General features: G+C 61.7%; 19 protein-coding genes. 11 read left to right on the top strand and 8 right to left on the bottom strand.

Going from position 1 to position 23,197, the window contains the following annotated elements:
• Positions 1 to 43 precede the first annotated feature (43 nt).
• Positions 44 to 1,468, top strand: a complete 1,425-nt coding sequence (locus tag GAL_RS14045) for an FAD-binding oxidoreductase (RefSeq protein WP_024098230.1) — start codon at positions 44 to 46, stop codon at positions 1,466 to 1,468.
• 26 nt (positions 1,469 to 1,494) lie between these two features.
• On the opposite strand, the gene GAL_RS14040 is transcribed toward GAL_RS14045, so the two are convergent.
• The 5 genes from GAL_RS14040 to GAL_RS22530 form a co-directional block, all read right to left on the bottom strand.
• Positions 1,495 to 2,715, bottom strand: coding sequence for an MFS transporter (locus tag GAL_RS14040; RefSeq protein WP_024098229.1), 1,221 nt, complete (start codon positions 2,713 to 2,715; stop codon positions 1,495 to 1,497).
• Positions 2,716 to 2,956: 241 nt separating this feature from the next.
• On the bottom strand, positions 2,957 to 3,433 hold the full coding sequence (locus GAL_RS14035; protein ID WP_024098228.1) for a fasciclin domain-containing protein: 477 nt from the start codon (positions 3,431 to 3,433) through the stop codon (positions 2,957 to 2,959).
• 242 nt (positions 3,434 to 3,675) lie between these two features.
• Complete coding sequence (locus GAL_RS14030; RefSeq protein WP_024098227.1) at positions 3,676 to 4,215, bottom strand: adenine phosphoribosyltransferase; 540 nt, start codon at positions 4,213 to 4,215, stop codon at positions 3,676 to 3,678.
• A gap of 186 nt (positions 4,216 to 4,401) precedes the next feature.
• Positions 4,402 to 5,277 (bottom strand): S-methyl-5'-thioadenosine phosphorylase, encoded by an 876-nt coding sequence (locus GAL_RS14025; RefSeq protein ID WP_043939789.1) that lies wholly within the window; start codon positions 5,275 to 5,277, stop codon positions 4,402 to 4,404.
• Positions 5,278 to 5,460: 183 nt separating this feature from the next.
• Complete coding sequence (locus tag GAL_RS22530) at positions 5,461 to 6,996, bottom strand: hypothetical protein (RefSeq protein ID WP_145957927.1); 1,536 nt, start codon at positions 6,994 to 6,996, stop codon at positions 5,461 to 5,463.
• Positions 6,997 to 7,282: 286 nt separating this feature from the next.
• Here GAL_RS22530 and GAL_RS14015 point away from each other — a divergent pair, with 286 nt between their 5' ends.
• Positions 7,283 to 8,923, top strand: coding sequence for a SulP family inorganic anion transporter (locus GAL_RS14015; protein ID WP_024098224.1), 1,641 nt, complete (start codon positions 7,283 to 7,285; stop codon positions 8,921 to 8,923).
• Positions 8,924 to 9,043: 120 nt separating this feature from the next.
• Here the strand turns inward: GAL_RS14015 and GAL_RS14010 are convergent, their stop codons facing one another.
• Both GAL_RS14010 and GAL_RS14005 read right to left on the bottom strand, forming a co-directional pair.
• On the bottom strand, positions 9,044 to 9,685 hold the full coding sequence (locus GAL_RS14010) for a CatB-related O-acetyltransferase (RefSeq protein WP_024098223.1): 642 nt from the start codon (positions 9,683 to 9,685) through the stop codon (positions 9,044 to 9,046).
• A 9-nt stretch (positions 9,686 to 9,694) separates the two neighbouring features.
• Entirely contained in the window at positions 9,695 to 10,300 is a 606-nt protein-coding gene (locus GAL_RS14005; RefSeq protein WP_024098222.1) for a flavin reductase family protein, read from the bottom strand.
• 210 nt (positions 10,301 to 10,510) lie between these two features.
• Between GAL_RS14005 and GAL_RS14000 the strand changes: the two genes are divergently transcribed.
• The 4 genes from GAL_RS14000 (at position 10,511) to GAL_RS13985 (ending at position 13,211) form a co-directional block, all read left to right on the top strand.
• Positions 10,511 to 11,005: a GNAT family N-acetyltransferase gene (locus GAL_RS14000; RefSeq protein ID WP_024098221.1), complete on the top strand. Its 495-nt coding sequence runs from the start codon at positions 10,511 to 10,513 to the stop codon at positions 11,003 to 11,005.
• Between the two features lie 97 nt (positions 11,006 to 11,102).
• Positions 11,103 to 11,894 carry an EcsC family protein gene (locus GAL_RS13995; protein WP_024098220.1) on the top strand — a complete coding sequence of 264 codons (792 nt, stop codon included), beginning with the start codon at positions 11,103 to 11,105 and terminating at the stop codon, positions 11,892 to 11,894.
• A gap of 122 nt (positions 11,895 to 12,016) precedes the next feature.
• Positions 12,017 to 12,556 carry a DUF1178 family protein gene (locus tag GAL_RS13990; RefSeq protein WP_024098219.1) on the top strand — a complete coding sequence of 180 codons (540 nt, stop codon included), beginning with the start codon at positions 12,017 to 12,019 and terminating at the stop codon, positions 12,554 to 12,556.
• A gap of 13 nt (positions 12,557 to 12,569) precedes the next feature.
• Entirely contained in the window at positions 12,570 to 13,211 is a 642-nt protein-coding gene (locus GAL_RS13985) for an SDR family oxidoreductase (protein ID WP_024098218.1), read from the top strand.
• A gap of 107 nt (positions 13,212 to 13,318) precedes the next feature.
• On the opposite strand, the gene GAL_RS13980 is transcribed toward GAL_RS13985, so the two are convergent.
• On the bottom strand, positions 13,319 to 15,106 hold the full coding sequence (locus GAL_RS13980) for a serine protease (RefSeq protein WP_024098217.1): 1,788 nt from the start codon (positions 15,104 to 15,106) through the stop codon (positions 13,319 to 13,321).
• 292 nt (positions 15,107 to 15,398) lie between these two features.
• Here GAL_RS13980 and GAL_RS13975 point away from each other — a divergent pair, with 292 nt between their 5' ends.
• From GAL_RS13975 to GAL_RS13955, 5 genes are all read left to right on the top strand, one after another.
• Positions 15,399 to 16,328: a glycine--tRNA ligase subunit alpha gene (locus GAL_RS13975; RefSeq protein WP_024098216.1), complete on the top strand. Its 930-nt coding sequence runs from the start codon at positions 15,399 to 15,401 to the stop codon at positions 16,326 to 16,328.
• Positions 16,329 to 16,361: 33 nt separating this feature from the next.
• Positions 16,362 to 16,892 (top strand): DUF6446 family protein, encoded by a 531-nt coding sequence (locus tag GAL_RS13970; RefSeq protein WP_024098215.1) that lies wholly within the window; start codon positions 16,362 to 16,364, stop codon positions 16,890 to 16,892.
• A gap of 124 nt (positions 16,893 to 17,016) precedes the next feature.
• Positions 17,017 to 18,225, top strand: a complete 1,209-nt coding sequence (gltS, locus tag GAL_RS13965) for a sodium/glutamate symporter (protein WP_024098214.1) — start codon at positions 17,017 to 17,019, stop codon at positions 18,223 to 18,225.
• Between the two features lie 9 nt (positions 18,226 to 18,234).
• Positions 18,235 to 20,349 carry a glycine--tRNA ligase subunit beta gene (glyS, locus tag GAL_RS13960; RefSeq protein WP_024098213.1) on the top strand — a complete coding sequence of 705 codons (2,115 nt, stop codon included), beginning with the start codon at positions 18,235 to 18,237 and terminating at the stop codon, positions 20,347 to 20,349.
• Positions 20,350 to 20,534: 185 nt separating this feature from the next.
• A complete protein-coding gene (locus tag GAL_RS13955) occupies positions 20,535 to 23,114 on the top strand; it encodes a putative PEP-binding protein (protein WP_040104175.1) in 2,580 nt (859 codons plus the stop codon).
• Positions 23,115 to 23,197: the final 83 nt, after the last annotated feature.

The raw sequence follows: 23,197 nt of genomic DNA, 5'->3' as shown, positions 1-23,197 counted from the left end.
AACGCCGGGGGCGATCACGCGCGCGGCAAGAGGAGAGACACGCATGACCCTGAACCCTGCGGATACCGCATTTGTCGATCACCTGCGTGCCCAGCTGCCCGACGGGACCCTGCGTGCGCCTGAACCCCGCTATCTGGAAGAGCCGCGCGGCCGCTATCACGGACAGGCCGGTGTCCTTGCTTTGCCACGCTGTGGTGAGGAGGTCGCCACGCTGCTGCGCGCGGCCCATGCGGCGCGCGTGCCGGTGGTGCCCTATGGCGGCGGCACCGGGCTTGTTGGCGGACAGATCATGGGCGCGGAGGGACCGGCCCCGCTGGTGATCTCGCTGGAGCGGATGACCGCGCTGCGCGGGGTCTATCCGCAGGAGAACGTGATCGCGGTTGAGGCCGGCATGGTGCTGGCCGATGTGCAGGCCGCCGCGCAGGCGGCGGGTCGATTGTTTCCGCTGTCACTGGCAGCTGAGGGCACGGCGCGGATTGGCGGCACGCTGGCGACCAATGCTGGCGGCGTCAATGTTCTGCGCTACGGGAATGCGCGTGATCTTTGCCTAGGGCTGGAGGCGGTGCTGCCCAACGGTGAGATCTGGCGGGGTCTCAGCCGCCTGCGCAAGGACAACACCGGCTATGATCTGCGCAACCTTCTGATCGGAGCTGAGGGCACCTTGGGCATCATCACCGCTGCCTCGCTGAAACTCTCGCCGATCCCGGCAGAAGAGGGCACCGCGATCCTGACGGTGGACTCCCCGGCGGCGGCGATTGACCTTTTGGCGATGGCACGCGACCAGCTAGGCGAGACGATCAGCGCCTTTGAACTGATCCACCGGCAGGGGCTTGAGTTCCTGCGCGAAACCCTGCCGGATCTGCGCCTGCCCTTTGATGAGCTACCGGAGTGGTGCGTGCTGATTGATCTTGGCCTGCCCAAGGGGCGTAGCCCCGCAGAGGCGCTGGCGGCAGTGTTCGAGACGGCCCTAGAGGCCGGGCTTTGCACCGATGGCGTGATCACCCAGTCAGAGGCGCAGCGGCAGGCGCTGTGGTCGGTGCGCGAGCATATCCCGGAGGGCAATCGCCGCATCGGCTCGGTCTCCAGCCATGATATTTCGATCCCGATTTCACGCATCCCCGATTTCATTGCCGAGGGCGGCAAGCGTTTGGCAGCGCTGGGGGATATGCGGATCAATTGTTTCGGCCATCTGGGTGATGGCAACCTGCACTACAACGTCTTTCCGGCGCAGGGGCAGGACCGCAGTGCCTATGAGCATCTGCGCAGCGATGTGAAGCGTTGCGTGCATGATCTCACCCATGATTACGGCGGTTCGGTCAGTGCGGAACACGGTGTGGGCCGGCTGAAGGTCGCTGATCTGGCGCGCTATGGTGATCCGGTGAAACTGGCGACGATGCGGGCGATCAAACAGGCGCTGGATCCCCATGGCATCATGAACCCCGGTGCCGTGGTGCCACTCGCCGATTAAGGACAGGTCGGGACAGGTAAGGTGGCTCAGGCCGGCTGCATCCGGGGGCGGGCGGGTCGGCTGCGCATCAGCAGCAGTACCATGATCGCGATATTGAGCCCGTTCCAGAAGATCCCGTTCACAAAGGCCAGTTGATAAGATCCGCTGACGTCGTAGATCCAGCCCGACATCCAGCCCCCCAGCGCCATGCCGAGGATGGTCATCATCATCACGAAACCCACGCGGGTGCCTGCCTCCTGCGGGGGCATGTATTCTCGCACCACCAACGCATAGCTTGGCACGATACCGCCCTGTGCCAGCCCGAAGATGGCGCTGACCAGATAAAGCGAGACCATACCGTCGTACGGCAGGTAGAAAAACAGTGCGATACATTGCAGGATGGACCCAACCAGCAGTGTGCGCACGCCGCCGAACCGATCCGCGACCAGACCGGAAATCACTCGGCTGACCACGCCGCCCAGTAACATCAGCGACAGCATCTCAGCCCCCACCGTCGGGCCATAGCCAAGACCAACGCAATAGGCGACAATATGGACCTGCGGCATCGACATGGCGACGCAGCAGCCGATGCCTGCCAGCCCCAAAATCCATTGCAATTGACGTGGTGTCAGACCTGCACGCGCGGCATTGCTGGCAGAAGCCGCCGCGCTGTCGCCCTGCGCGTCGAATGGGATCCGCCGCCGCAGGACCAAGGACAGGGGAACCACCGCCAGCAATGTGACGATAGCCAGCGTAGCATAGACGCTGCGCCAGCCGCTTTCGGCCAGCATATCGGCCAATGCCGTTGGCCAGATCGCACCAGAGAGGTAATTGCCGCTGGCGACCAGTGCCACTGCAATGCCGCGCCGTCGTTGAAACCAGTGGGAGATATCGGCAATCAGCGGGCCAAAGCCTGCCGCCGTGCCCAGCCCCAGAAACAGATGCGCTGCCGACAGCCAGATCATATCCGGCGCCAGCATCGCCAACCCGTAGCTGACAGCACTGAGCAGCGCCGCCGCGCAAAGGGCCAGCGTAATGCCAAACCGGTCAACCAGTCGCCCAATGACCAGATTACCAACAGCAAAGCCGATCATCGTCAATGTATAGGGGAGGGAGGCCGCAGCGCGATCCGCGCCGAATTCGACCTCGATCGCGGGCATGACCACAATCACCGCCCACATGCCGACGTTAGCGACCGTGGCAATGGCCAGCGTGACCAGAAGCCTGGTCCAGGAATAGCGGCTGTCGAGGAGTACAGATGTGAACATGTCGGCACGCTATGAGACGCGCCGACATGCTGCAATGATTATCACCCCATCCAAGAGGGGAGAGGGACAGCAGGGGTGTCAATCACCGCAGATTGTGTCGGCAGCGGTATCTCGGGCCGTCGCCGCCGACTGTGGCCGCGCCCCTATCCCGTGGTCCGAAAGGAAAAGACCGCAGGAGCAGGCGCGCCACTCAGGGATGGGTGGCCGCGCGAACCGCTTCGCTGGCCATCCCGCCTGAAAATCAGGGCATGATGACGGTGTCGATGACGTGGATCACGCCGTTTTCAGCCTCGATATCTGCCGCTGTAACCGTCGCCTCATCCACCATCACGCCGCTGTCCAGATCAATGGTGACTTCGCTGCCCTGAACGGTTGCGGCCTTCATGTCGTCAACCAGATCACCGGACATCACTTTGCCGGGGACCACGTGATAGGTCAGGATCTCGACCAGCTTGTCCTTGTTTTCCGGCTTTAGCAGCTCTTCCACGGTGCCGGCGGGCAGGGCGGCAAAGGCAGCATCGGTTGGCGCAAAGACCGTAAAGGGACCGTCGCCCTTCAGCGTGTCAACCAGACCAGCGGCCTGCACCGCAGCAACCAGTGTTGAGAAATCTCCAGCACCCGCAGCGGTGTCGACGATGTCCTTGGAATGGCCACCCGCCAAGGCGGAGGTGGCGAGGGCCATGGTTGCGGCGGCGGTCAGAAGTGTCTTGCGGATCATGAGTACATTCCTCTGTTTTGATTGCATGCCCAAGCTGGCATTGACGTTGTTACGGGGAGGGATGTGATTTGGATCTGGCGGGTTTTCGCCGGGCGCAAGTTGACAAAAAAGGCGCGCCGCCTAAGCCACGCGCCATCAGGATTTCTACTCACATTTATGTGATTGAGAAGGTGGGAGTACCTGCAATTTTCAGGTGATCCGCCCCTGTTTGCGCTGTGTTCAGCGGATGATCATAGCCGGTATCAGGCGCCCTCGAACTCGCAGAGCACGGTCACGTCCATGCCGAGATCTTCAAGCACCTTGCGCCCGCCAAGCTCTGGCAGGTCGATGACAAAGGCGCAGGAGACGATTTCGCCGCCCAGACGCTCAATCAGCTTGATCCCCGCCGCCGCAGTGCCGCCGGTGGCAAGAAGGTCGTCCACCACCAGGATTTTCTCGCCGGGTTGGATGGCGTCGTCATGCACCTCCATGATCGCCTCGCCATATTCCAGTTTGTATTCCTGACTGATGGTGGTGCCGGGCAGCTTGCCCTTCTTGCGGATCGGCACGAAACCAACGCTCAGCTGATGGGCAATGGCACCGCCAAGGATGAAACCGCGCGCTTCCAGCCCCACTACCTTGTCGATCTGTTCACCGGCATAGGGATGCAGCATCTGGTCGATGGCCATGCGAAACCCGCGTGGATCGGCAAAGAGCGTGGTGACATCGCGGAACATGATGCCCTCGTGCGGGAAGTCCACAATGGTGCGGATGTAGTCTTTGACATCGGTCTTGCGGGCCATGGCGGTCCCCTTTTGTGGTCGTCTGAGTTCTGCCGCCTGCACCCGGGACGGGTTGGCGGGACCTGAGATATGTCGCTGATGGGCGCGGTGCAGACAAGGGCGGGGTTTGCCCGCGTCTTCTGTCTTTTGCAGTTGTGGCCTTTCAGAACCAATCAGAGGGGGCAAGACCGGAGCGGGCAGCCTTCCTTAGCCCAGAACACGGCCTGCGACCGCATCCAGCTTGGCCAGCAGCGCGGGATCACGGTTTTCCGGGGCGGTCATGATGGCGTATTCCAGCGCTTTGTCGCAGCCATGCGGGCAGTCGGTGCGGGTCTGACCCAAGAGCGCAGGCAGGCGCTGGACCAGCGCGCGGCCCTTGGCGGAGTTGCCGGTGAGGGTGGCGATAATATCGGTGATCTCCACCGCACCATGTTCAGGGTGCCAGCTGTCGAAATCCGTCACCATGGCGATGGAGGCGTAGCAGAGTTCCGCCTCGCGGGCGAGTTTTGCCTCTGGCATATTGGTCATGCCAATCACGTCACAGCCCCAGCTGCGGTACATCTTGCTTTCCGCCATGGATGAGAACTGCGGCCCTTCCATACAGAGATAGGTGCCGCCCCGATGCACATTGATGCCCGCATCCCTGGCCGCTGTTTCCGCCGCATCAGAGAGCCGCTCGCAGGTGGGATGGGCCACGCTCACATGGGCGACGCAGCCGGTGCCGAAAAAGCTCTTTTCGCGGGCAAATGTCCGGTCGATGAACTGATCGACGATGACAAAATCTCCCGGCGCCATCTCTTCGCGAAACGAACCGCAGGCGGAGATGGAGAACACATCCGTCACGCCAAGGCGTTTCAGCGCGTCGATATTGGCGCGATAGGGGACTTCGGTCGGGGAATGCACATGGCCGCGCCCGTGACGGGGCAGAAAGGCCATTTTCACGCCACCAAGACTGCCGGTCAGGATCTGATCCGAAGGCGCCCCCCAGGGGGTCTCCACCGCGACCCATTCAGCATCTTGCAGCCCGTCGATTTCATAAAGGCCGGAGCCGCCGATAACGGCAATCATTGTATCCTGTGTCACGTGATCTGTCCCCTGATGGTGTTGTTGTGGTTTTGCCCGACCCGGTCCCGGTTTGACAAGCGTCAGGGATGATTTGATTGATCCCGCCCAATGGGCGGCACCGGGAGGATGTGATTGATACCGCCCATTGGGCGGCATCAAGGCCTTCGGCGAGAGTATTTTGGGAAAGATGACAGGCGGCGATTATTCGCGCCGGATGATCCCGGTCAAAGCCGCCGCGCCAAGGGCGGTAACGATCCAGCCAAAGAGCGTGAAGACCCAGCGCGCCCACCACAGGATCACGCCGGCAGGTCCCCGCGTGGTGGAGGGCGCCCAGGCGTCTGTCTGGCCTAGGTCAACGATCGGAACCACGACGTCAGCGGCATAGGCGATGGCAGAGAAGCTTTCCCAGTCGCGGCCGGGTATGGTTGTCTCGCTCCAATGGTCCGCCGGGTTTCGTGGCGCGGGCCGTGTGCTCCGCGTGTCATAGGTCGCCCAGTCGGAGGAGGTCAGAACAATGCTGGAATTAGGTGCAAAGCCACCCGTGTGCCATGCAGCGACGGTGAGCATCCAGAATGTTAGGATCAAGCCTGCAAGCACGCCGATACTGCGAAAGGGTTTGCGCCCGTATCCGACAGTTACGCGTTGTAGCCAGTCGATGGCATGATCCGCGCCGAGCAGCATGTGTTTTGCAATGCGCCGGCCAAGGGAGGGGGATGTGTCGCGCAGCGTTTCGATCTCTTTTCGCAACGCTCTGCGCCGCTCTTTCCCGAGTTTCTTTTCGAGAACATAGAACACCTCCCGCGCATCCGCTTCATGCCCCATGTCGTGCAGAACCTTGGCGAGTTGTTTGTAGGGTTGGGGGAAGAAGGGATGTTTTGCAGTCTCGCCTTTGGCCAACCACTGAAGTCGAGTAGACGCGTTAGTAGCGCAATTTTGCCCAATGATGCGATCATATGTGCAGCCGTCCAAAATAATTCCGCCGTTAGAAGGCCAACAACTGACATCGTCTGATAGATCACCTAGGTGTGCAGATGGAAGATGTAAGAGGCCACTAGATCTTGCACCGCCATTGAATATGAATGCGGTGTTGATTGTTGTGTTTTGTAAGGTCAATGCAAACGGAGAGCTTCCCAGAAACTGTGTTCCTGTGCATATTAACATCCCTGAAATCTGCATTTTGTTGAGTATGGCGCTTTGCAAGAGTCTCGTATTTTTGAGAAATACAGTGTTGCCGACCTTAGAACCGCTTAAGTCCAGTGCGAAACCTTGACCAAAGCCAATGTGAGCGTTGTCGAAGGAAACTTGGCCTTTGAACTCCGATAATGACGCCGCTAACGATGGTATGCGACAGTAATTTAGTCGAAAATCTGCACCCCAGCTGCTTCGTGCTGCCACGATCGGGAACTCGAAACAGCATGCTGAAAGCATAAAATTGTGCGGTATCTTGCAATCAAATAGCGTCACTACTCCGCTAACGTAGGCGCCAGTTAGCTGAATTCCGACTTCCGTGATATGTTGTTGTTTCCTATCTAGCACCAAGAAACGCAGCACATCGGCTCGGATATGGCGGTCAGAGGGAAGGCGCGACCAATTCTCTGGCTCTGGTGGTGTTATACCATCGGGGCCGCAGCAGCAGGGTTTTCCTGCCTCCACAGCTGCCTTCAGCTTCCACTCCGCCTCTGTTGGCCCACCTTCGATGGTCTTTACAATATCTTCCCAGCTTTTAAACCGCTGCATCACAACCCCCCGAACCCCAATGGCCTAATCCCAATGGTCAGAACAGTTCACTGGATCGGCGGGCATTTCAAGGCGGGGCGAGTGGCTAAGTGTTGCTAAACGCTTAAGTTTAATGTCAGCAGCACTGCCGCAATGTTTCGCGTGCGAAACAATTGGGCAGGAGGGCTGACCCAATCAGCGTCTGAACCTCATTGGAAAGCGGCGCAAAGGGGCGCGCCCTTGCCCCAATGGCGGAATTCCGCTAGGGGCGGCGCTAACAATTGCTTTCCCGATCACAGGTGACCCCATGACACGCGGCATTATGGCGACGCTCGCCAAGCAGATTTCACCGCCCAATCTTTCCATCATGCAGGATGAGGGCTTTACCGTTTCCCGCGTGCGTACCGAACTGTTGTCGGGCCTGACTGTGGCGCTGGCGCTGGTGCCTGAGGCGGTGGCCTTTGCCTTTGTCGCGGGTGTGCATCCGCTGGTGGGGCTTTATGCGGCCTTCATGGTGGGGCTGATCACCGCCGTATTCGGCGGCCGTCCCGGCATGATCTCCGGCGCGACCGGCGCCTTGGCGGTGGTCATGGTGGCTTTGGTCGCGCAGCACGGGGTTGAGTACCTCTTTGCCACCGTGGTGCTGATGGGGATCCTGCAGATTATCGCGGGTGTCATGCATTGGGGCAAGTTCATCCGGCTGGTGCCACATCCGGTGATGCTGGGCTTTGTGAACGGGCTGGCGATTGTGATCTTCCTGGCGCAGCTGACGCAGTTCAAACAGCCCGGCAATACCGAGGCCTGGCTGGCAGGGCCGCAGCTGATGATGATGCTGGGGCTGGTGGCGCTGACCATGGTGATTATCTGGGGCATGCCCAAGATCACCAGCATCATCCCGGCGCCGCTGGCGGGGATTGGGATCGTGGCGGTTCTGGTGATTGCGCTGAATATCGACGTGCCGACCGTTGGCGATATGGCCTCGATCAAGGGCGGGCTGCCTGCGTTCCACAATCCGTTTGGCACGGGCGAAGGGCTTTATGGCACCGCCCTTGCGCCGTTCACGCTTGAGACGCTGTGGATCATCCTGCCCTATGCGGTCATTCTGGCGGCGATTGGCCTGATCGAGAGCTTGCTGACGCTGAACCTGGTGGGCGAGATCACCGGCAAGCGCGGCGGGGCAAGCCAGGAGTGCATTGCGCAGGGCGCGTCCAATGTGGTCACAGGCTTCTTTGGCGGCATGGGCGGCTGTGCGATGATCGGCCAGTCGATGATCAACGTGAAGTCCGGCGGCCGGACACGGATTGCAGGCATTGCTGCGGCGCTGTTCCTGCTGGCCTTTATCGTTGTGGCCTCGCCGCTGATCGAGCAGATCCCGCTGGCCGCACTGGTGGGCGTGATGTTCATGGTGGTGATTGGCACCTTTGCTTGGAACAGCTTCAAGGTGATGACCAAAGTGCCGCTGATGGATGCCTTTGTCATCGTTCTGGTGACTGTGGTGACAGTGATGACCGACCTTGCGATTGCGGTGGTTGTCGGTGTGATCGTCTCGGCGCTGGCCTATGCCTGGAACAATGCGCGCCGCATTCACGCCTATACCCGCGAGTCCGAAAGCGACAAGGGCGCCAAGGTTTACGAGATCGAAGGGCCGCTGTTCTTTGGCTCCACCGATGGGTTCATCGAGTTGTTCGACGTGGCGAATGACCCGGATCATGTGATCGTGGATTTTGCCCGCAGCCGGGTTGTGGACCAATCCGCCCTGCAGGCGATTGAGGTGCTGGCCGGTAAATATGAAGCCGAGGGCAAGGCCGTCGTGCTGCGCCACCTGAGCCGCGATTGCCATCAGTTGTTGACCAAGGCGGGGCATCTGATGGTCGATAGCGATGATGATCCGGACTACCAGATTGCGGTGGATTACTCGGTCAAGACAGGGATCCTGGGCGGCCACTGAGGCGCGCGCTGGATTATCAAAAACAAAACCCGCGGCCCATTGGTGTCGCGGGTTTTGTCGTTTTTTGGTGGTGTTCCGGCTGGGTGCCTGACCTGGGATCCGCCCCGGTTCGATCACGGTTCAATCCGGGGCCAGCGCCTCCAGCATATCCAGATCGCCTGCCAGCAGGGCGGGTTCGGCGCGGCTGATCAGATCGGCGGGCCAGTCCCACCATTTCAGGCCAAGCATGCGGGCGATCTGCGGTTTGGTGAAACGGTAGCTGTGGACGGTACCGGGGTTGCCCGTGACGATGGCATAGGGCGGTATAGAACCACGAACCACGGCACCAGCGCCGATGATGGCCCCATCGCCGATTTTTGCACCGGGCAGGATCATCGCGCCATAGCCGATCCAGACATCATTGCCCACGACAGTATCGCGGGTATCGGGCTGAAACCCCGCCATCTGGGTCTGGTCGAACACCGGGAAGGGGTAACAGCTGAGGCCATCCTGCGCGTGATTGGCGGAGGCGGTGATAATGCGCACGCTGTCGGCGATCTGGCAGAATTTACCGATCACCACCCGTTCGCGAGAGCCGACAAAGAGATAGGGCGCCAACCGGCTGGCCCAGTCCGATGGCGGCTCAAAGGCGGAGGCATAGCTATAGGCGCCGATGGTGAAATTCGGATGATCAATCGCCTCGGCCAGCATCACGGTGCCCGCATGTTCGGAGCCGTCGGGCAGGGTGATCGGGTTGCGGCGTCTTGGGTCAGGAAGGGGCATGGGCGGGCCTCATTGATCGGGGCGGGTGAGGGAGAACAGGTCCCGGACCACAGAATAGTCACGATAGCCAAGGCGTGCCAGCGGCTGGAACCGGGTGACATCAAAGCTGCCGTCGTTGAGACAGCTGTCATCCAGATGGACGCCGACCACCTCACCAAAGACCACCTTGTTGGCAGCGCCGGGCAGGGTCACGATCTGCGTCAGTTTGCATTCCAGCGCGGCAGGGGCGGCGGTGACGCGGCCACAGTCGATAGTCTCGCAAGGGGACATCTCTAGTCCCGCGTGTTCGAACTCATTGATATCCTTCGGCAGCGCTGCGGAGCTGGCGTTCATCGCATCGCGCAGCGCATAAGACACCACATTGACGCAGAACACGCCGGTCTCCTCAATGTTGGCGACGCTGTCCTTGGTGCCGTCGCGATCCGGCTTGGCGGAGGTGGAGGCAAACATCACTTGCGGTGGTTCATAGGCAACCGCGTTGAAAAAGGAATAGGGCGCGAGATTGTTGCTGCCATCCGCCCCGCGAGACGAGATCCAGCCGATGGGGCGCGGGGTCACAATGGCGTTGAACGGGTTGTGCGGCAGGCCGTGGCCATCTTTCGGGCGGTAGAACATCTGCGAGTCTCCAATGTCTTGGCGGCGGCGGTAGCGCGCTGGTTTTGCTCGCGGATCCGCCTGCTTGGGTTTGCTCAAGGCTTACGCCCGTGTTAGGCCGATGACCAGCCTGCACAGGGAGTTTGCGGCGCGCTGTGGGACAAAGCCCGCAGGTGCTGCAGTCATCATTCGTGTCGGCAAGGGGTGGCGACAGGCGGGGAGACGGGCGGCGTGATTGAGTTGAAGGCAGAGCAGCCCGAGGACCGGTGGGAGGTCGAGGCGCTCTATGATCTGTGCTTTGCCCCAGGTCGCGAGGCGCTGTCGTCCTATCGCCTGCGCGAAGATGTGCCGCCGGTCAGCGGATTGAGCCAGGTGGCGCGCGATGCGGATGGCATTCTGGCAGGGGCCATTCGGTTCTGGCCGGTGCGGATTGGTGAGTGCGAAGCTCCGGCGCTGCTGCTGGGGCCGGTCGCAGTTCATCCAACCCATCAGGGCGAAGGGCTGGGCGGTGCGTTGATCCGGGACAGTCTTGCCAAGGCGGCCGAGAGCGGCTGGAGCCGGGCGCTGCTGGTGGGCGATGCGCCTTATTACCGGCGATTTGGGTTCTCGCGCCTGACCGGCGTAGACATGCCGCCGCCGACCAACCCAGAGCGTGTGCTGGGGCTGGAACTGGTGCCTGAAAGCTGGGCGGATCTTCGCGGTCAGGTGCTGCGCTGGAGCGGGTAGCAGACGCCGGGCTGAGGCCGTCAATGGTCAGCCTGACCACGGCGGATCTTGAAATACGGGGCGGGAATACAAACATTTTCAGCAACAAGAGGTGCCCATGAGTGAGATCCTGACCCCTGATACGGCCCTAAATACGGACCTGACCAAACCGCTGGACGCTGCCGCTGTGGAGGCGGAGCTGTCGGCGTTGGCTGAGCGCTATCGCGCGGCCGGTGGGCTTGGGATTCAGATCCTGAACCTTCTGGGCGGCTCGGTTGACGGGCTTCTGGACAAGCTGCCCGCCCCGGTGCGGAGCCGATTGGACGGCGCGACTGAGCAAGCGTTGCAATTGGCGATGCAGGGGGCCAGCGGATCGCGGCGGGTGGTTCCTGACCAGCCCTCCGGTGTCAATCGCGCGGTGAGCGCTGCGATGGGTGCTGCGGGTGGCATGGGCGGTTTGCCGGGGGCATTGGTCGAACTTCCAGCGACAACGGCCTTCCTGTTGCGCAGCATTCAGGGCGTGGCCGCCGAAGAAGGTTTTGATCCGGAGGCAGATGGTGTGCGCTTTGACTGTATCCGGGTGTTTGCCGCAGCGGGACCGCTGGCGGCGGATGATGGTGCAGATCTTGGATTTCTGTCGTTGCGGCTGGGGCTGACCGGCGGCGCGGTGCAAAAGCTGATTGCCCAAGTGGCGCCCCGGCTCAGTGTGGTTCTGGGTCAGAAACTGGCGGCACAGACCGTGCCGGTGTTGGGGGCTGTTGCTGGGGCCACGACCAATTTTGTCTATGCAGGCTACTATCAGGAAATGGCGCGGGTGCATTTTGGCCTGCGCCGCCTTGCGGTGGCGGCGGATCAACCACATGAGGTTCTGGTTGCACGGTTGCAGGACCGGTTGCTGGCCCCGCGTTAAGGCGCCCATCGCGGCCCGAACCTGCGGCACCGATGCGACGTGAACTGTGGCGCGGGCGCTTCTGCCCTTGCACTTCAGGGGATTGAAGATTTAATCATCCCCTCCTGATAAGAGTGATGGTGATGATACAATACGCTCTGAAATGCGCCGAAGGGCATCGTTTTGACAGCTGGTTTCAGTCGGCTGCCGCTTTTGACAAGCTGGCAGCGGCGGGGATGGTGTCCTGCGCGCAATGCGGCTCCTGTCAGGTGGAGAAGGCGATCATGGCGCCGCGGGTGCGCCCCGGTCGCAAGGCCGTGTCCCCGGTCGGGGAGGCCGAACGGGATCAGGGCAGATCGGCGGAGGCGACGAAGCCTCCCGCATCTGCGCCAGCCACGGTAGATGCACCGTCCACACCGGCTACGGTAGCGCCGGGCGCGGGCGCGCTGAGTACCCCGTCGGGAGAGATCGAGGCGGCTGTGGCCGAGCTGCGCCGCCGGGTTGAGAAAAATTCAGATTATGTTGGCAAGGATTTTGCCAGTGAGGCGCGCGCCATGCATCTTGGGGATGCGCCGGAACGGGCGATCCACGGGGAGGCTAAGCCGGAAGAGGCCAAGGCGTTGATTGAGGAGGGCGTGCCGGTGCTGCCGCTGCCCTTCCTGCCCAATAGAAAAACCAATTGAAGGAAGAGCGTTTATGCATGTCGTCGTGACAGGAACCAGCCGGGGTATTGGCCGCGAATTGGTCGCCAAGCTGCGGGAAGAGGGTCACGAGGTCACGGGGACGTCGCGAGATCATTCCTCGGGTGTGCGACTGGATGTGACCGATCCCGGCCAGCAGGCGCGATTTGCAGCTCAGCTGAAGGGGCGTCCGGTCGATCTGCTGGTTTGCAATGCCGGGGTCTATCTGGACAAGTCGATGGCGCTTGAGGATTACTCGGCTGAGGTCTGGGGCAAGACGCTGGCGGCAAATGTCACCGGTGTCTTCCTGACGGTGCAGGCGTTGCTGCCGAACCTGCGGCTGGCAGCTGATCCGAAGATCGCCATCATTTCCTCGCAGATGGCGAGCCACGCCCGCGCGCCGGGCGGCAGCTACGCCTATCGCGCCTCAAAGGCGGCAGCGCTGAACATCGGGCGCAATCTGGCCACCGATCTGCTGCCGGAGGGGATTGCCGTCGGGATTTACCACCCCGGTTGGGTGCGCACCGATATGGGCGGCGATGAGGGCGATATCTCGGTGCAGGAATCCGTTGCAGGCCTGATGCATGAATTTGATGTGCTGAGCACGGAAACCACTGGGTGTTTTCACACCTGGGACGGGCGTATCCACGCCTATTGACCATTGCCGCATGTGTCGTTGTGCAGGCATGTCTGGAGATATGAAAAAGGCCGGAGCAGATGCGCTCCGGCCTTTTTTGATTGTTGGACTGCTGTGGCAGCGGGGGATCACTCCCAGCAGCTGACCAATACGGTCATGCCGCTGGCTTGACGAGTGAGGGCCCCGACGGGCAGGGCCGTTGCACCGGCGCTGGCGTCCTTGGCGGTCACCCCGGCGCTGCTCAGCGCGCTGCGCAGGCTATCGGCATTGGCCGCGAAGCTGACGCCTTCAGGCAGCTGGGTGGTGCCGTTGGACTGGCTCAGCAACATGCCTTGGACCGCGCCATCAGTGGTCAGCACCGGACCACCCGCATCACCGGGTTGGCTGGTCAGTTGCAGACGCGAGACACCGGCGTTGCCGCTGAGGTCTTTCACATCCTGCAGGCTGCCCCAGCTGAGGCTCGGAGCGCCCAGAACGCCCTCATAGGAGAAACCGGACACGGCGATATCGGACTGGAGGCGCGCAGAGGCGCTGGCGAGATTGGCAACAGCCATCGGCGCGAGCGGGTCAACCGGGCGCAACACGGCAATCCCCGCGGCGCTGTCGTTGAAGGCAACCTCGGCCTGATACTCGTGATCCAGAGTCACTCGGGCGCAGCCAGCAACCACATCAGAGGTGGTCACAACGCTGCCCTTGGCATCGACATAGAAGCCGGAGCGCGACAGGCGCGGTTTGCGCACGTCCAGACCCGAGACCAGATCGACATTCTGCGGCGCATCGGCCCCGGCTGCCGGGTCAAGCACACCGTCGATACGTTCAAAGCTGCTTTGCATCTCGGCCAGAACGCGGGCGCGGCGATCATCGTCACCCATGGGCCAGACCAGCGTGAAGCCCTTGATCTCCCCGTTGGCGAGCCGGGCCTCGGTGTAGGAGACGATGCCATTGCCACGCCCTTCGAGGGTGAAGCTGTTGCCGCTGCGCTGACGCGGGCCTTCGAGCGGCACGATCTTCAGCGTCTGCATGATGTCATAAAGACCGTAGAGCGTGCGCTTGTCACCGGGCTGGCTGATCAGGAGGACCTGGGCGCCAAGATCACCGCTGCTCTTAAACAGAGCGAAGGGCGATTCATAGCGATCAAAGGTGACCTCACCAGCGGGAATTTGCAGCGCAATACCGGCTTTGTCATCGGTAAGCGGTGCCATGCCAACCGAGATCAGCGGGGCATTGTATTCATCCAGAAGGGCCTGACGCTGGGCGGTGGTCAGAACGCCCGTGGGCGCATAGCCGCGCGCCGACTGCCAGTCGGACATCGAGCCACGGGTGCCGCGACCAAAGGCGCCGTCAATGGTGGAGGTGTAAAAACCAGCCGCCTTGAGCGCGATTTGCAGATCCTTGCGCTCTTCGCGGGTGAGGCGGGATTCGCTGCGGCGGGCCTCTGCCGGGGTCTCATCGGGCAGCAGCGTTTGGGCGGAGGCTGCCGGGTCTGCCGGCGCCTCCGTCACTACTGCGGGGTCGATGGGCTCCAGAACCGGGCTCTCGACGGTGGGCTGCGTTTCGGTGTTTGCGCTGGCCGCTGTCGGGTAGAACTGATTGCCGAGGTTGCGGCCAAAGGCGATGAAGCTGTCGCGGGGGATCTGGCGCTCGGCGCGGTAGACCTGCAACACGCGATCGGCATCGCTGCGGGCATAGGGGCCAAGCACGATGCCGTACCAGCCACCGCCGAGGGCAAAGCCGGAAACATCGGGCAGTCGCGCGGCGAATTCCTGCGCCTCGGCCTGGGCTTCGCGCAGGGAGGCGCGGGCAGCGACCTGGATCCAAACGGTGTCCTGAGCGGATTGTTGGGCGGTGGCAGCACCTGAGAAGGCGGATGCCAGCGCCATCAGGGACAGCGCCAGCGTAGCAATCAAAGTCTTCATCAATAGGCCTCTATCGGGGTGATCTGTCATTGCCGCGCACATAACCACTTTCGCGGCGCGAAGGGAACTCCTCATCGAAGGGGGAAAACCACGTCGTAAATGCCAAATCCGGGCTTTGATGCTGGCCTGACGAGCGTTAGCCGATGGTCTGACTGGCTGCTAACGGGGATAAGTGGGCCGGTGGGGGCGCTTCGGGGCGGTTGGACGGACCTGTGCCGCGATGCGCCGTTGACCCTAGGCCGGGGCTTGCATAGGAAGAACCCCGGATTTGCTGCCCCCATAGGGAAGAAACATGACCGACACCAAAGGCGCCCCGCGCTCGTTCCAAGAGATTATTCTGCGGCTTCAGAATTACTGGGCCTCGAAAGGCTGTGCCATTCTACAGCCCTACGATATGGAGGTGGGTGCCGGGACCTTTCACCCGGCGACCACGCTGCGCGCGCTTGGCACCAAGGCCTGGGCCGCGGCCTATGTGCAGCCCTCGCGCCGTCCGACGGATGGGCGCTATGGTGAAAACCCCAACCGGTTGCAGCATTACTATCAGTATCAGGTGCTGATCAAACCCTCGCCGCCGAACTTGCAGGAGCTGTATCTCGGCTCGCTGGAAGCGATCGGTGTCGATATGGATATGCACGACATCCGTTTTGTCGAAGACGACTGGGAAAGCCCGACATTGGGCGCCTGGGGGCTGGGCTGGGAAGTCTGGTGCGATGGAATGGAAGTCAGCCAGTTTACCTATTTCCAACAGGTCGGCGGCCATGACTGCCATCCCGTGTCGGGTGAGTTGACCTATGGTCTGGAACGTCTGGCGATGTATATCCTCGGCGTTGATCATGTGATGGATATGCCGTTCAACGACCCGGATGCGATCATCCCGTTGAGCTATGGCGATGTGTTCAAGCAGACCGAGGAAGAATACGCGCGCTGGAACTTTGACGTGGCCAACACCGAAGTCCTGCTGCGCCATTTTGAGGAGGCCGAAGCCGAATGCGCGGCAATCCTCGCGCAGGAGCATATCGACCCCAAGACCGGAAAACGCATCATCATGGCGCACCCCGCCTATGACCAATGCATCAAGGCCAGCCATGTCTTCAACCTGCTGGATGCGCGCGGCGTGATTTCGGTGACCGAGCGTCAGGCCTATATCGGGCGCGTCCGGGCGCTGGCCAAGCAATGCGCCGACGCCTTTGTGCAGACCGAAGCCGGCGGCCACGCGGCGTAAGCCGCGCCGCGCTTTCACGAGGAGTCCACGGATATGGGCAAGTTCCTTTCGCTGATCCTGATCCTCTCTGGTCTCGTGGCTGGGGCGGCGATGTATTACCTTCAGGTCTACGGGTTCTACGAGGACGTCGAGCTGCAGCCGGGTCGCGATGTGATGTTGATGCCGCTTGGCGATGGAGAGCCATTGCCGATCCGCTACAGCGGGTTTGAAGCGATTGACGCCGAAAGCTCTCCCATTCGCTACCGCGCCTGTTTTGCCACCGATCTGAAGCCGGAGGAGTTGGCGCAGCTGTTTGTGCTGTCGGATCAAAAGGAGCCGCGCAATGCGCCGGGTTGGTTTGACTGTTTCGATGCCGAAGCCATCGGTGCAGCTTTGGCAGAGGGGCGCGCCGAAAGCTTCCTGTCAGTCAAAAACATTTCTTATGGCGTAGACCGGATTGTGGCAGTGACCGACGATGGGCGCGGCTTTGTCTGGCATGAGCTGAACAACTGCGGCAAGAAAGCCTATGACGGCACCGTGGTTGGCGAAGAATGCCCGCCACCGCCGAGCCGTGCGGCTGATTGAGGCCATCGAAGTCTGCCACAGGCGATGCTTTGGCGGCGACGACTGGAGAATATTGAACGTGTCAGTATGCCTGCTGCTGATGCCCACCCGATGAGGCGCAACGAAAGGCCCGGTTGCAGTTGAGATGGATGCGCAGATCAATATACCCGACTTCATCTCCCTGACGCTGGGGTTTGCGGTCTATTTGCTGGGCGCGCGGCTCAATTCGCGGGTAGAGCTGTTGCAGCGGTTCAATATCCCGGAGCCGGTCAGTGGTGGGTTGCTTGCGGCTGTGGTGATCATGATCGTCTACAGCGTGAGCGGATGGGCGATCACCTTTGAGATGGCGGCGCGGGACTATCTGCTGGTTCTGTTTTTTGCTGGTATCGGTTTGAACGCGCGGCTCGCGGATCTGGTGGCAGGCGGGCGGCCACTGCTGCTGTTGCTGATCCTGACCTTGCTGGCCATTCTGGCCCAGAATGCGATTGGCGCGGCGGGGGCGCTGCTGTTTGGCTATCCGTTGCAGGTGTCGGTGCTGTTCGGCTCTGCGGCGCTGATCGGCGGGCATGGCACCGCGATTGCCTGGTCGCCCGAGGTGGCTGCACAGACCGGGATGGCCGGCGCCGCAGAGCTGGGGGTTGCCGTGGCCACGCTGGGCTTGGTGTTGGCGGCGCTGGTTGGTGGACCCATTGCGCGGTTCCTGATCAATCGTCATGGGTTGACCCCGGCGCGCCCGGATGAGCAGCCGACGGTTGGTCTGGCGCAGAATGACGAAGATGCCTCCACGATTGATCATCTGGGGCTGATGCGGGTCATGCTGCATCTCAACCTCGCGATTATTATCGGCTATGTCACCTCCTTGGGGCTGGATCCTGCGGGGGTGAAGCTGCCGCTGTTCGTCCCCTGCCTGATTGCCGGTATCCTGCTGGCCAATCTGCGCATGGCACTTCTGCCCAAGGCCCCGGCCGTGGCGCGGACACCGGCGCTGGCGCTGGTGTCGGAATTTTCGCTGGGAGCCTTCCTCGCGATGTCACTGATGAGCCTGCAACTCTGGACCATCACCGGTCTTGGGCTGGCGATTGCAGTGATCATGCTGGCGCAGACGGCTTTTACCGTGGCTTTTGTACTGTTTGTGCTGGTTCCGCTCTTGGGGCGGGGCTATCGCGCCGCTGTGCTTGCCGCCGGCTTTGGCGGTTTTGCGCTGGGTGCAACTCCGACGGCCATTGCAAATATGACCGCCGTGACCAAGCGCTATGGGCCGTCGCCTATTGCTTTTGTTGTGCTCCCCCTTGTATCCGCCTTCTTTGTTGATATCGCCAATGCCATCGTCATCCAGGCGATTGTGAATTTCTGAGGACACCCGATGCCCGATCTGCTGATTGAACTCTTTTCCGAAGAAATCCCGGCCCGTATGCAAGCGCGTGCGGCTGAGGATCTGAAAAAGCGTATGACCGATGGTCTGGTTGAGGCAGGTCTGACCTATGCAGGCGCACATGCGCTGTCGACGCCGCGCCGTCTGACGCTGGCCATGGAAGGGCTGCTGGAGCATTCCCCAACCGTGCGCGAGGAGCGCAAAGGGCCGAAAGTGGGCGCGCCGGACAAGGCGATCGAAGGCTTCCTGCGTGGGGCGGGCCTGACCCGTGATCAGCTGGAAGAGCGCGAGACGCCGAAGGGCGCGGTCTATTTCGCCACCATCGAAAAGCCGGGCCGCCCGGCGGCAGAGATCATTGCCGAGGTGCTGGAAGATACCATCCGCAATTTCCCCTGGTCAAAATCCATGCGCTGGGGCACCGGCAGCTTGCGCTGGGTGCGCCCATTGCAGTCGATCCTCTGCATCCTGTCGAAGGAAGACGGCGCTGAGGTGGTGCCGCTGGATATCGACGGTATTCAGGCGGGCAATACCACCTATGGTCACCGTTTCATGGCGCCCGATCAGATCACCGTCACCGGGTTTGATGATTATGCGGCCAAGCTGAAGCGCGCCCATGTGGTGCTGGATCCGGCTGAGCGGGAAGCGGCGATTTGGCATGAGGCCACCAATCAGGCCTTTGCCAGCGGTCTGGAGGTGGTCGAGGACAAGGGGCTGCTGGCCGAGGTTGCCGGTCTGGTGGAATGGCCCGTTGTCCTGATGGGCGCCATCGATGATGAGTTTCTGGCGCTGCCGCCGGAGGTCTTGCAGACCTCGATGAAAGAGCACCAGAAGTTTTTCTCCGTGCGCAACCCGAAGACCGGGCGGATTGAGAAATTCATCACCGTTGCCAACCGTGAGACAGCGGACAATGGCGCGACCATTCTGGCGGGCAATCAAAAGGTGCTGTCGGCGCGTCTGGCGGATGCGAAATTCTTTTGGGAAAACGATCTGCGCACGGTGACCGAGCAGGGGTTTGAGCCTTGGGTGGCGAAGCTGGGCAATGTCACCTTCCACAACAAGCTGGGCACACAAGCGGCGCGGATTGACCGCATCGCCGCTCTGGCGCGCGAAATCGCGCCTGTCGTCGGCGCGGATGCTGATCTGGCAGAGCAGGCGGCACGGGTGGCGAAGGCCGATCTGTCGTCTGAAATGGTCTATGAATTCCCCGAGTTGCAGGGCCTGATGGGGCGCTACTACGCGGAGGCGGCTGGCCTGCCGCAGGACGTCGCCAACGCCTGTGAACAGCACTATTCACCGCTTGGTCCGTCGGATGATGTACCGTCAGAACCGGTGTCCGTTGCTGTGGCGCTGGCCGATAAGCTGGACACGCTCACTGGCTTCTGGGCGATTGATGAAAAGCCCACCGGGTCAAAAGACCCCTTCGCCCTGCGCCGCGCCGCGCTGGGGGTGATCCGGCTGGTGCTGGGGAATGATGTGCGGATGGGGCTGCGGGAGACTATTGGACTGCATTTCTCTGGAATGGAAAATAGCCTCCCCGCGGATTCGAAAAAGACCGAGCATTGGGACGCGATCCTTGTAGAACAGAACTTGCTATTCTTCTTCCACGACCGTCTCAAGGTCTTCCTGCGCGATCAGGGCATCCGTCATGACGTGATCGACGCCTGTATCGCCATGGACGGCAATGACGATCTGACGCTGCTGGTGAAACGGGCGCGGGCGCTGGAGGATTTCATGAAATCCGAAGATGGCCCCAATCTGTTGCAGGGCTTCAAGCGGGCCAACAATATTCTGGCGCAGGCCGAGGAGAAGGACGGCGTCGAATATTCCTATGGCGCGGACAAGAAATTCGCCGAGGATGACAGCGAAGTTGCGCTGTTCGACGCGCTGGCGGCCAGCGAGGGGGCGATCTCTTCGGCCATCGAAGCCGAAGATTTCGCGGCTGCCATGGGCAGCATGGCGGCTCTGCGCGCACCGGTGGATGCGTTCTTTGAGGCGGTGCAGGTGAATTCCGACAATGAGGTGGTGCGCCGCAATCGTCTGAACCTGTTGAGCCAGATCCGCAAAGTTTGCGGGCAGGTTGCCGATCTGACCCGGATCGAGGGCTGATTTCTTCTACAGGGCACGACGTAACCACGCAGCGTGTGACAGGAATACATCTGGAAACCGGGGCGATCGCAGGGTCGTCCCGGTTTTCTCCTTTTGGCCCTCCTGCTTTTCCTTGCGGGAACGGGGCAGGGGTCTATGCTGCATAGCAAAGGAAAGGCGCCGCAGTGCAGAAAGATGATCAGGATATGGGAGGCCCCACCCGCGATGAGACGCCGGATTCAGTGTTGATCACCCCGGTGGCGCCAATTGCCAATTCCACCCATGGTGGGCGGGCGAAGTGCCTGCAACGGCTGGTGAGGTTGGATCTTCCGGTGCCGCGGACCGTGGCGCTGTCGTTTCAGGCGGTACATGGCATTGCCCAGGGCGAGATGCCCGATATGGCGGCGATTGTTGAGGCGTTTCCGGGGGATGCGCTGCTCTGCGTGCGACCGTCATCGCAGGATCCCGATTGGGGCGGTCCTGGCGCGATCCTGAACATTGGCATGAATGACGCGCGCTATGTCGATCTCTGTGACAGTCTGGGGCGTGACGGCGCGGCGGCGCTCTATCTGCGGTTTGTGCAGTCCTATGCGGTGCATGTGGCGCGGCTGGACCCGGATGTGTTCGACGATGTCGAAGATGGCGGGCCGGATGCGTTGAGCGAGGTGCTGCATGCCTATGAGGCGGAGACCGATGAGCCGTTTCCGCAGGATCCGGCGGAGCAGCTGGCAGCGGTGCTGCGCTCCATGGCGCGGGCCTGGGAAGGCACCTCGGCGCGGTTGTTGCGACAGGCCAAGGGCGCGCCTGCTGATGCGGGGCTGGGGCTGGTGGTGCAGGAAATGGTGCCGGGGTTTGGTCAGGGCGAATGCGGCTCGGGCGTATTGCAGCTGGTCAATACCAAGACCGGCCAGCCGCAGATCACCGGGCGCTATCTGAGCCAGAGCCAGGGGCGGGATGCACTGGGGGCCGGGGCGGAGGCGCTGTTTCTGGAGCGGGATCCGCGCGGGCCCTCGCTGGAGGAGTCTGCGCCGGAAGCCTTTGCTGATCTGAAAGCCCATGCGCGGTTGATGCGTCAGCGTCTGCGCGAGGAGATGCAGCTGGAGTTCGTGATCGTCAGTGGCGCGGTGCATATCCTTGACGGGGTGCGGGTGATGCGTTCGGCGCAGGCGGCGGTGCGGATCGCGGTGGCATTGGCCGAAGATGGGATCATCCCGCGCGAGGAAGCCATTATGCGGGTGGATGCGCATGTCCTGACCGAGCTGTTGCATCGTCAGGTAGCGCCGGATGCCACCCGCGATGTCATTGGTGAGGGGATTGCGGCCAGCCCCGGTGCGGCCACCGGGCGGCTGGTGTTTACGGCGGCGGAGGCGCAGGCCAGTGCGGCGCGCGGCGAGCCGTGCATTCTGGTGCGGCGCGAAACCTCGCCCGAGGATGTGCGCGGTATGCATGCTGCTGTGGGTGTGCTGACCGAGCGCGGCGGGATCACCAGCCATGCGGCGGTGATTGGGCGTGGCTTGGGCTTGCCCTGTATCGTTGGGGCCTCAAACCTGAAATTTCACAGCAAACGCAAACAGTTAATCGCGACCGATGGGCGCGTGTTCACGCGTGGCGACACAATCACGATTGATGGCAGCAGTGGCGCAGTCCTGGCCGGACAGCCAGAGATGCTGGAGGCCGCGGAAGATGGGGCGTTCCAGACATTGCTGACCTGGGCAGATGAGGTGCGCGACATTGGCATCCGCGCCAATGCGGATACGCCGGAAGATGCCGAGACTGCGCGTAAGTTCAACGCGCAAGGGATCGGGTTGTGCCGCACTGAGCATATGTTCTTTGATCCCGGTCGGTTGACGGTGATGCGGGAGATGATCTTTGCTGAAACCTCGGAGGGGCGGGCGGCGGTGCTGGCGCGGCTGTTGCCGATGCAGCGGGAGGATTTCTTTGCGCTGTTTCGCATCATGGAAGGGTTGCCGGTCTGTATCCGGCTGTTTGATCCGCCCTTGCATGAGTTCCTGCCGACCTCAAAATCGGGGCAGCGTGAACTGTCTGAGGCGCTGGGCATCCCGGTGAGCGATGTGACCCGGCGAGTCGAGGAGATGGAGGAATACAACCCCATGCTCGGCCTGCGGGGCGTGCGGCTGGGGGTGACCGTGCCCGAGATCTACGACATGCAGGCGCGCGCCATCTTTGAGGCGACGCTTGATGCGTCCAAGGAAGGTGAGCCGGTGGTGCCGGAGATCATGATCCCGCTGGTGTCGGCGAAGCGAGAGGTGGAGCTGGTGAAGGCGCGCATTGATGCGGTGGCGCTGGCGGTGAAGGCCGAACGCGGCGAGGATTTCACCTATCGGCTGGGCGTCATGGTGGAAACCCCGCGTGCGGCACTACGGGCCGGAGAGATATCGCCGCACACGGCCTTCCTCAGCTTCGGGACCAATGACTTGACCCAAATGACCTATGGCATGTCGCGCGATGATGCTGGGCGGTTCATGTCGGCCTATGTCAATCAGGGTGTTTTTCCCGAAGACCCGTTTCACGTGCTGGACACCGATGGTGTCGGTGAGCTGCTGAAGCTCGGGGTGCAGCGGGGGCGGGCGGAAAACCTGGACATCACGCTGTCGATCTGTGGGGAGCATGGCGGCAACCCCGAATCGATTGCCTTTTGTCGCGAAGCAGGGTTCGATTACGTCTCCTGTTCCCCGTTCCGGGTGCCCGTCGCACGGCTTGCTGCGGCGCAATTGGCGATTTCCAGCCAAACCGGTAAATCCCCGCGTGAATTCTTAAAATCCTAAGGAAAACAAGGGGCTTTCTCAGTCGGAGAATATGCGGGCGGATTGACGCCTAGCCAGCGGTCAGCGGGGTGCGCTGTCCCGTC

Source organism: Phaeobacter gallaeciensis DSM 26640, from assembly GCF_000511385.1.
GTDB lineage: Bacteria > Pseudomonadota > Alphaproteobacteria > Rhodobacterales > Rhodobacteraceae > Phaeobacter > Phaeobacter gallaeciensis.
This window is presented reverse-complemented; position numbering and strand designations above follow the sequence as displayed.

Coding starts and splice junctions, on each gene's coding strand:
- GAL_RS14040 (WP_024098229.1), bottom strand. CDS start 2,715: ATGTTCACATCTGTACTCCTCGACAGCCGCTATTCCTGGACCAGGCTT.
- GAL_RS13985 (WP_024098218.1), top strand. CDS start 12,570: ATGCATGTCGTCGTGACAGGAACCAGCCGGGGTATTGGCCGCGAATTG.
- GAL_RS14005 (WP_024098222.1), bottom strand. CDS start 10,300: ATGTTCTACCGCCCGAAAGATGGCCACGGCCTGCCGCACAACCCGTTC.
- GAL_RS13990 (WP_024098219.1), top strand. CDS start 12,017: ATGATACAATACGCTCTGAAATGCGCCGAAGGGCATCGTTTTGACAGC.
- GAL_RS22530 (WP_145957927.1), bottom strand. CDS start 6,996: ATGCAGCGGTTTAAAAGCTGGGAAGATATTGTAAAGACCATCGAAGGT.
- gltS (WP_024098214.1), top strand. CDS start 17,017: ATGGATGCGCAGATCAATATACCCGACTTCATCTCCCTGACGCTGGGG.
- GAL_RS13970 (WP_024098215.1), top strand. CDS start 16,362: ATGGGCAAGTTCCTTTCGCTGATCCTGATCCTCTCTGGTCTCGTGGCT.
- GAL_RS13955 (WP_040104175.1), top strand. CDS start 20,535: ATGGGAGGCCCCACCCGCGATGAGACGCCGGATTCAGTGTTGATCACC.
- GAL_RS14015 (WP_024098224.1), top strand. CDS start 7,283: ATGACACGCGGCATTATGGCGACGCTCGCCAAGCAGATTTCACCGCCC.
- GAL_RS13995 (WP_024098220.1), top strand. CDS start 11,103: ATGAGTGAGATCCTGACCCCTGATACGGCCCTAAATACGGACCTGACC.
- GAL_RS14035 (WP_024098228.1), bottom strand. CDS start 3,433: ATGATCCGCAAGACACTTCTGACCGCCGCCGCAACCATGGCCCTCGCC.
- GAL_RS13975 (WP_024098216.1), top strand. CDS start 15,399: ATGACCGACACCAAAGGCGCCCCGCGCTCGTTCCAAGAGATTATTCTG.
- GAL_RS14030 (WP_024098227.1), bottom strand. CDS start 4,215: ATGGCCCGCAAGACCGATGTCAAAGACTACATCCGCACCATTGTGGAC.
- GAL_RS14045 (WP_024098230.1), top strand. CDS start 44: ATGACCCTGAACCCTGCGGATACCGCATTTGTCGATCACCTGCGTGCC.
- GAL_RS14010 (WP_024098223.1), bottom strand. CDS start 9,685: ATGCCCCTTCCTGACCCAAGACGCCGCAACCCGATCACCCTGCCCGAC.
- GAL_RS13980 (WP_024098217.1), bottom strand. CDS start 15,106: ATGAAGACTTTGATTGCTACGCTGGCGCTGTCCCTGATGGCGCTGGCA.
- glyS (WP_024098213.1), top strand. CDS start 18,235: ATGCCCGATCTGCTGATTGAACTCTTTTCCGAAGAAATCCCGGCCCGT.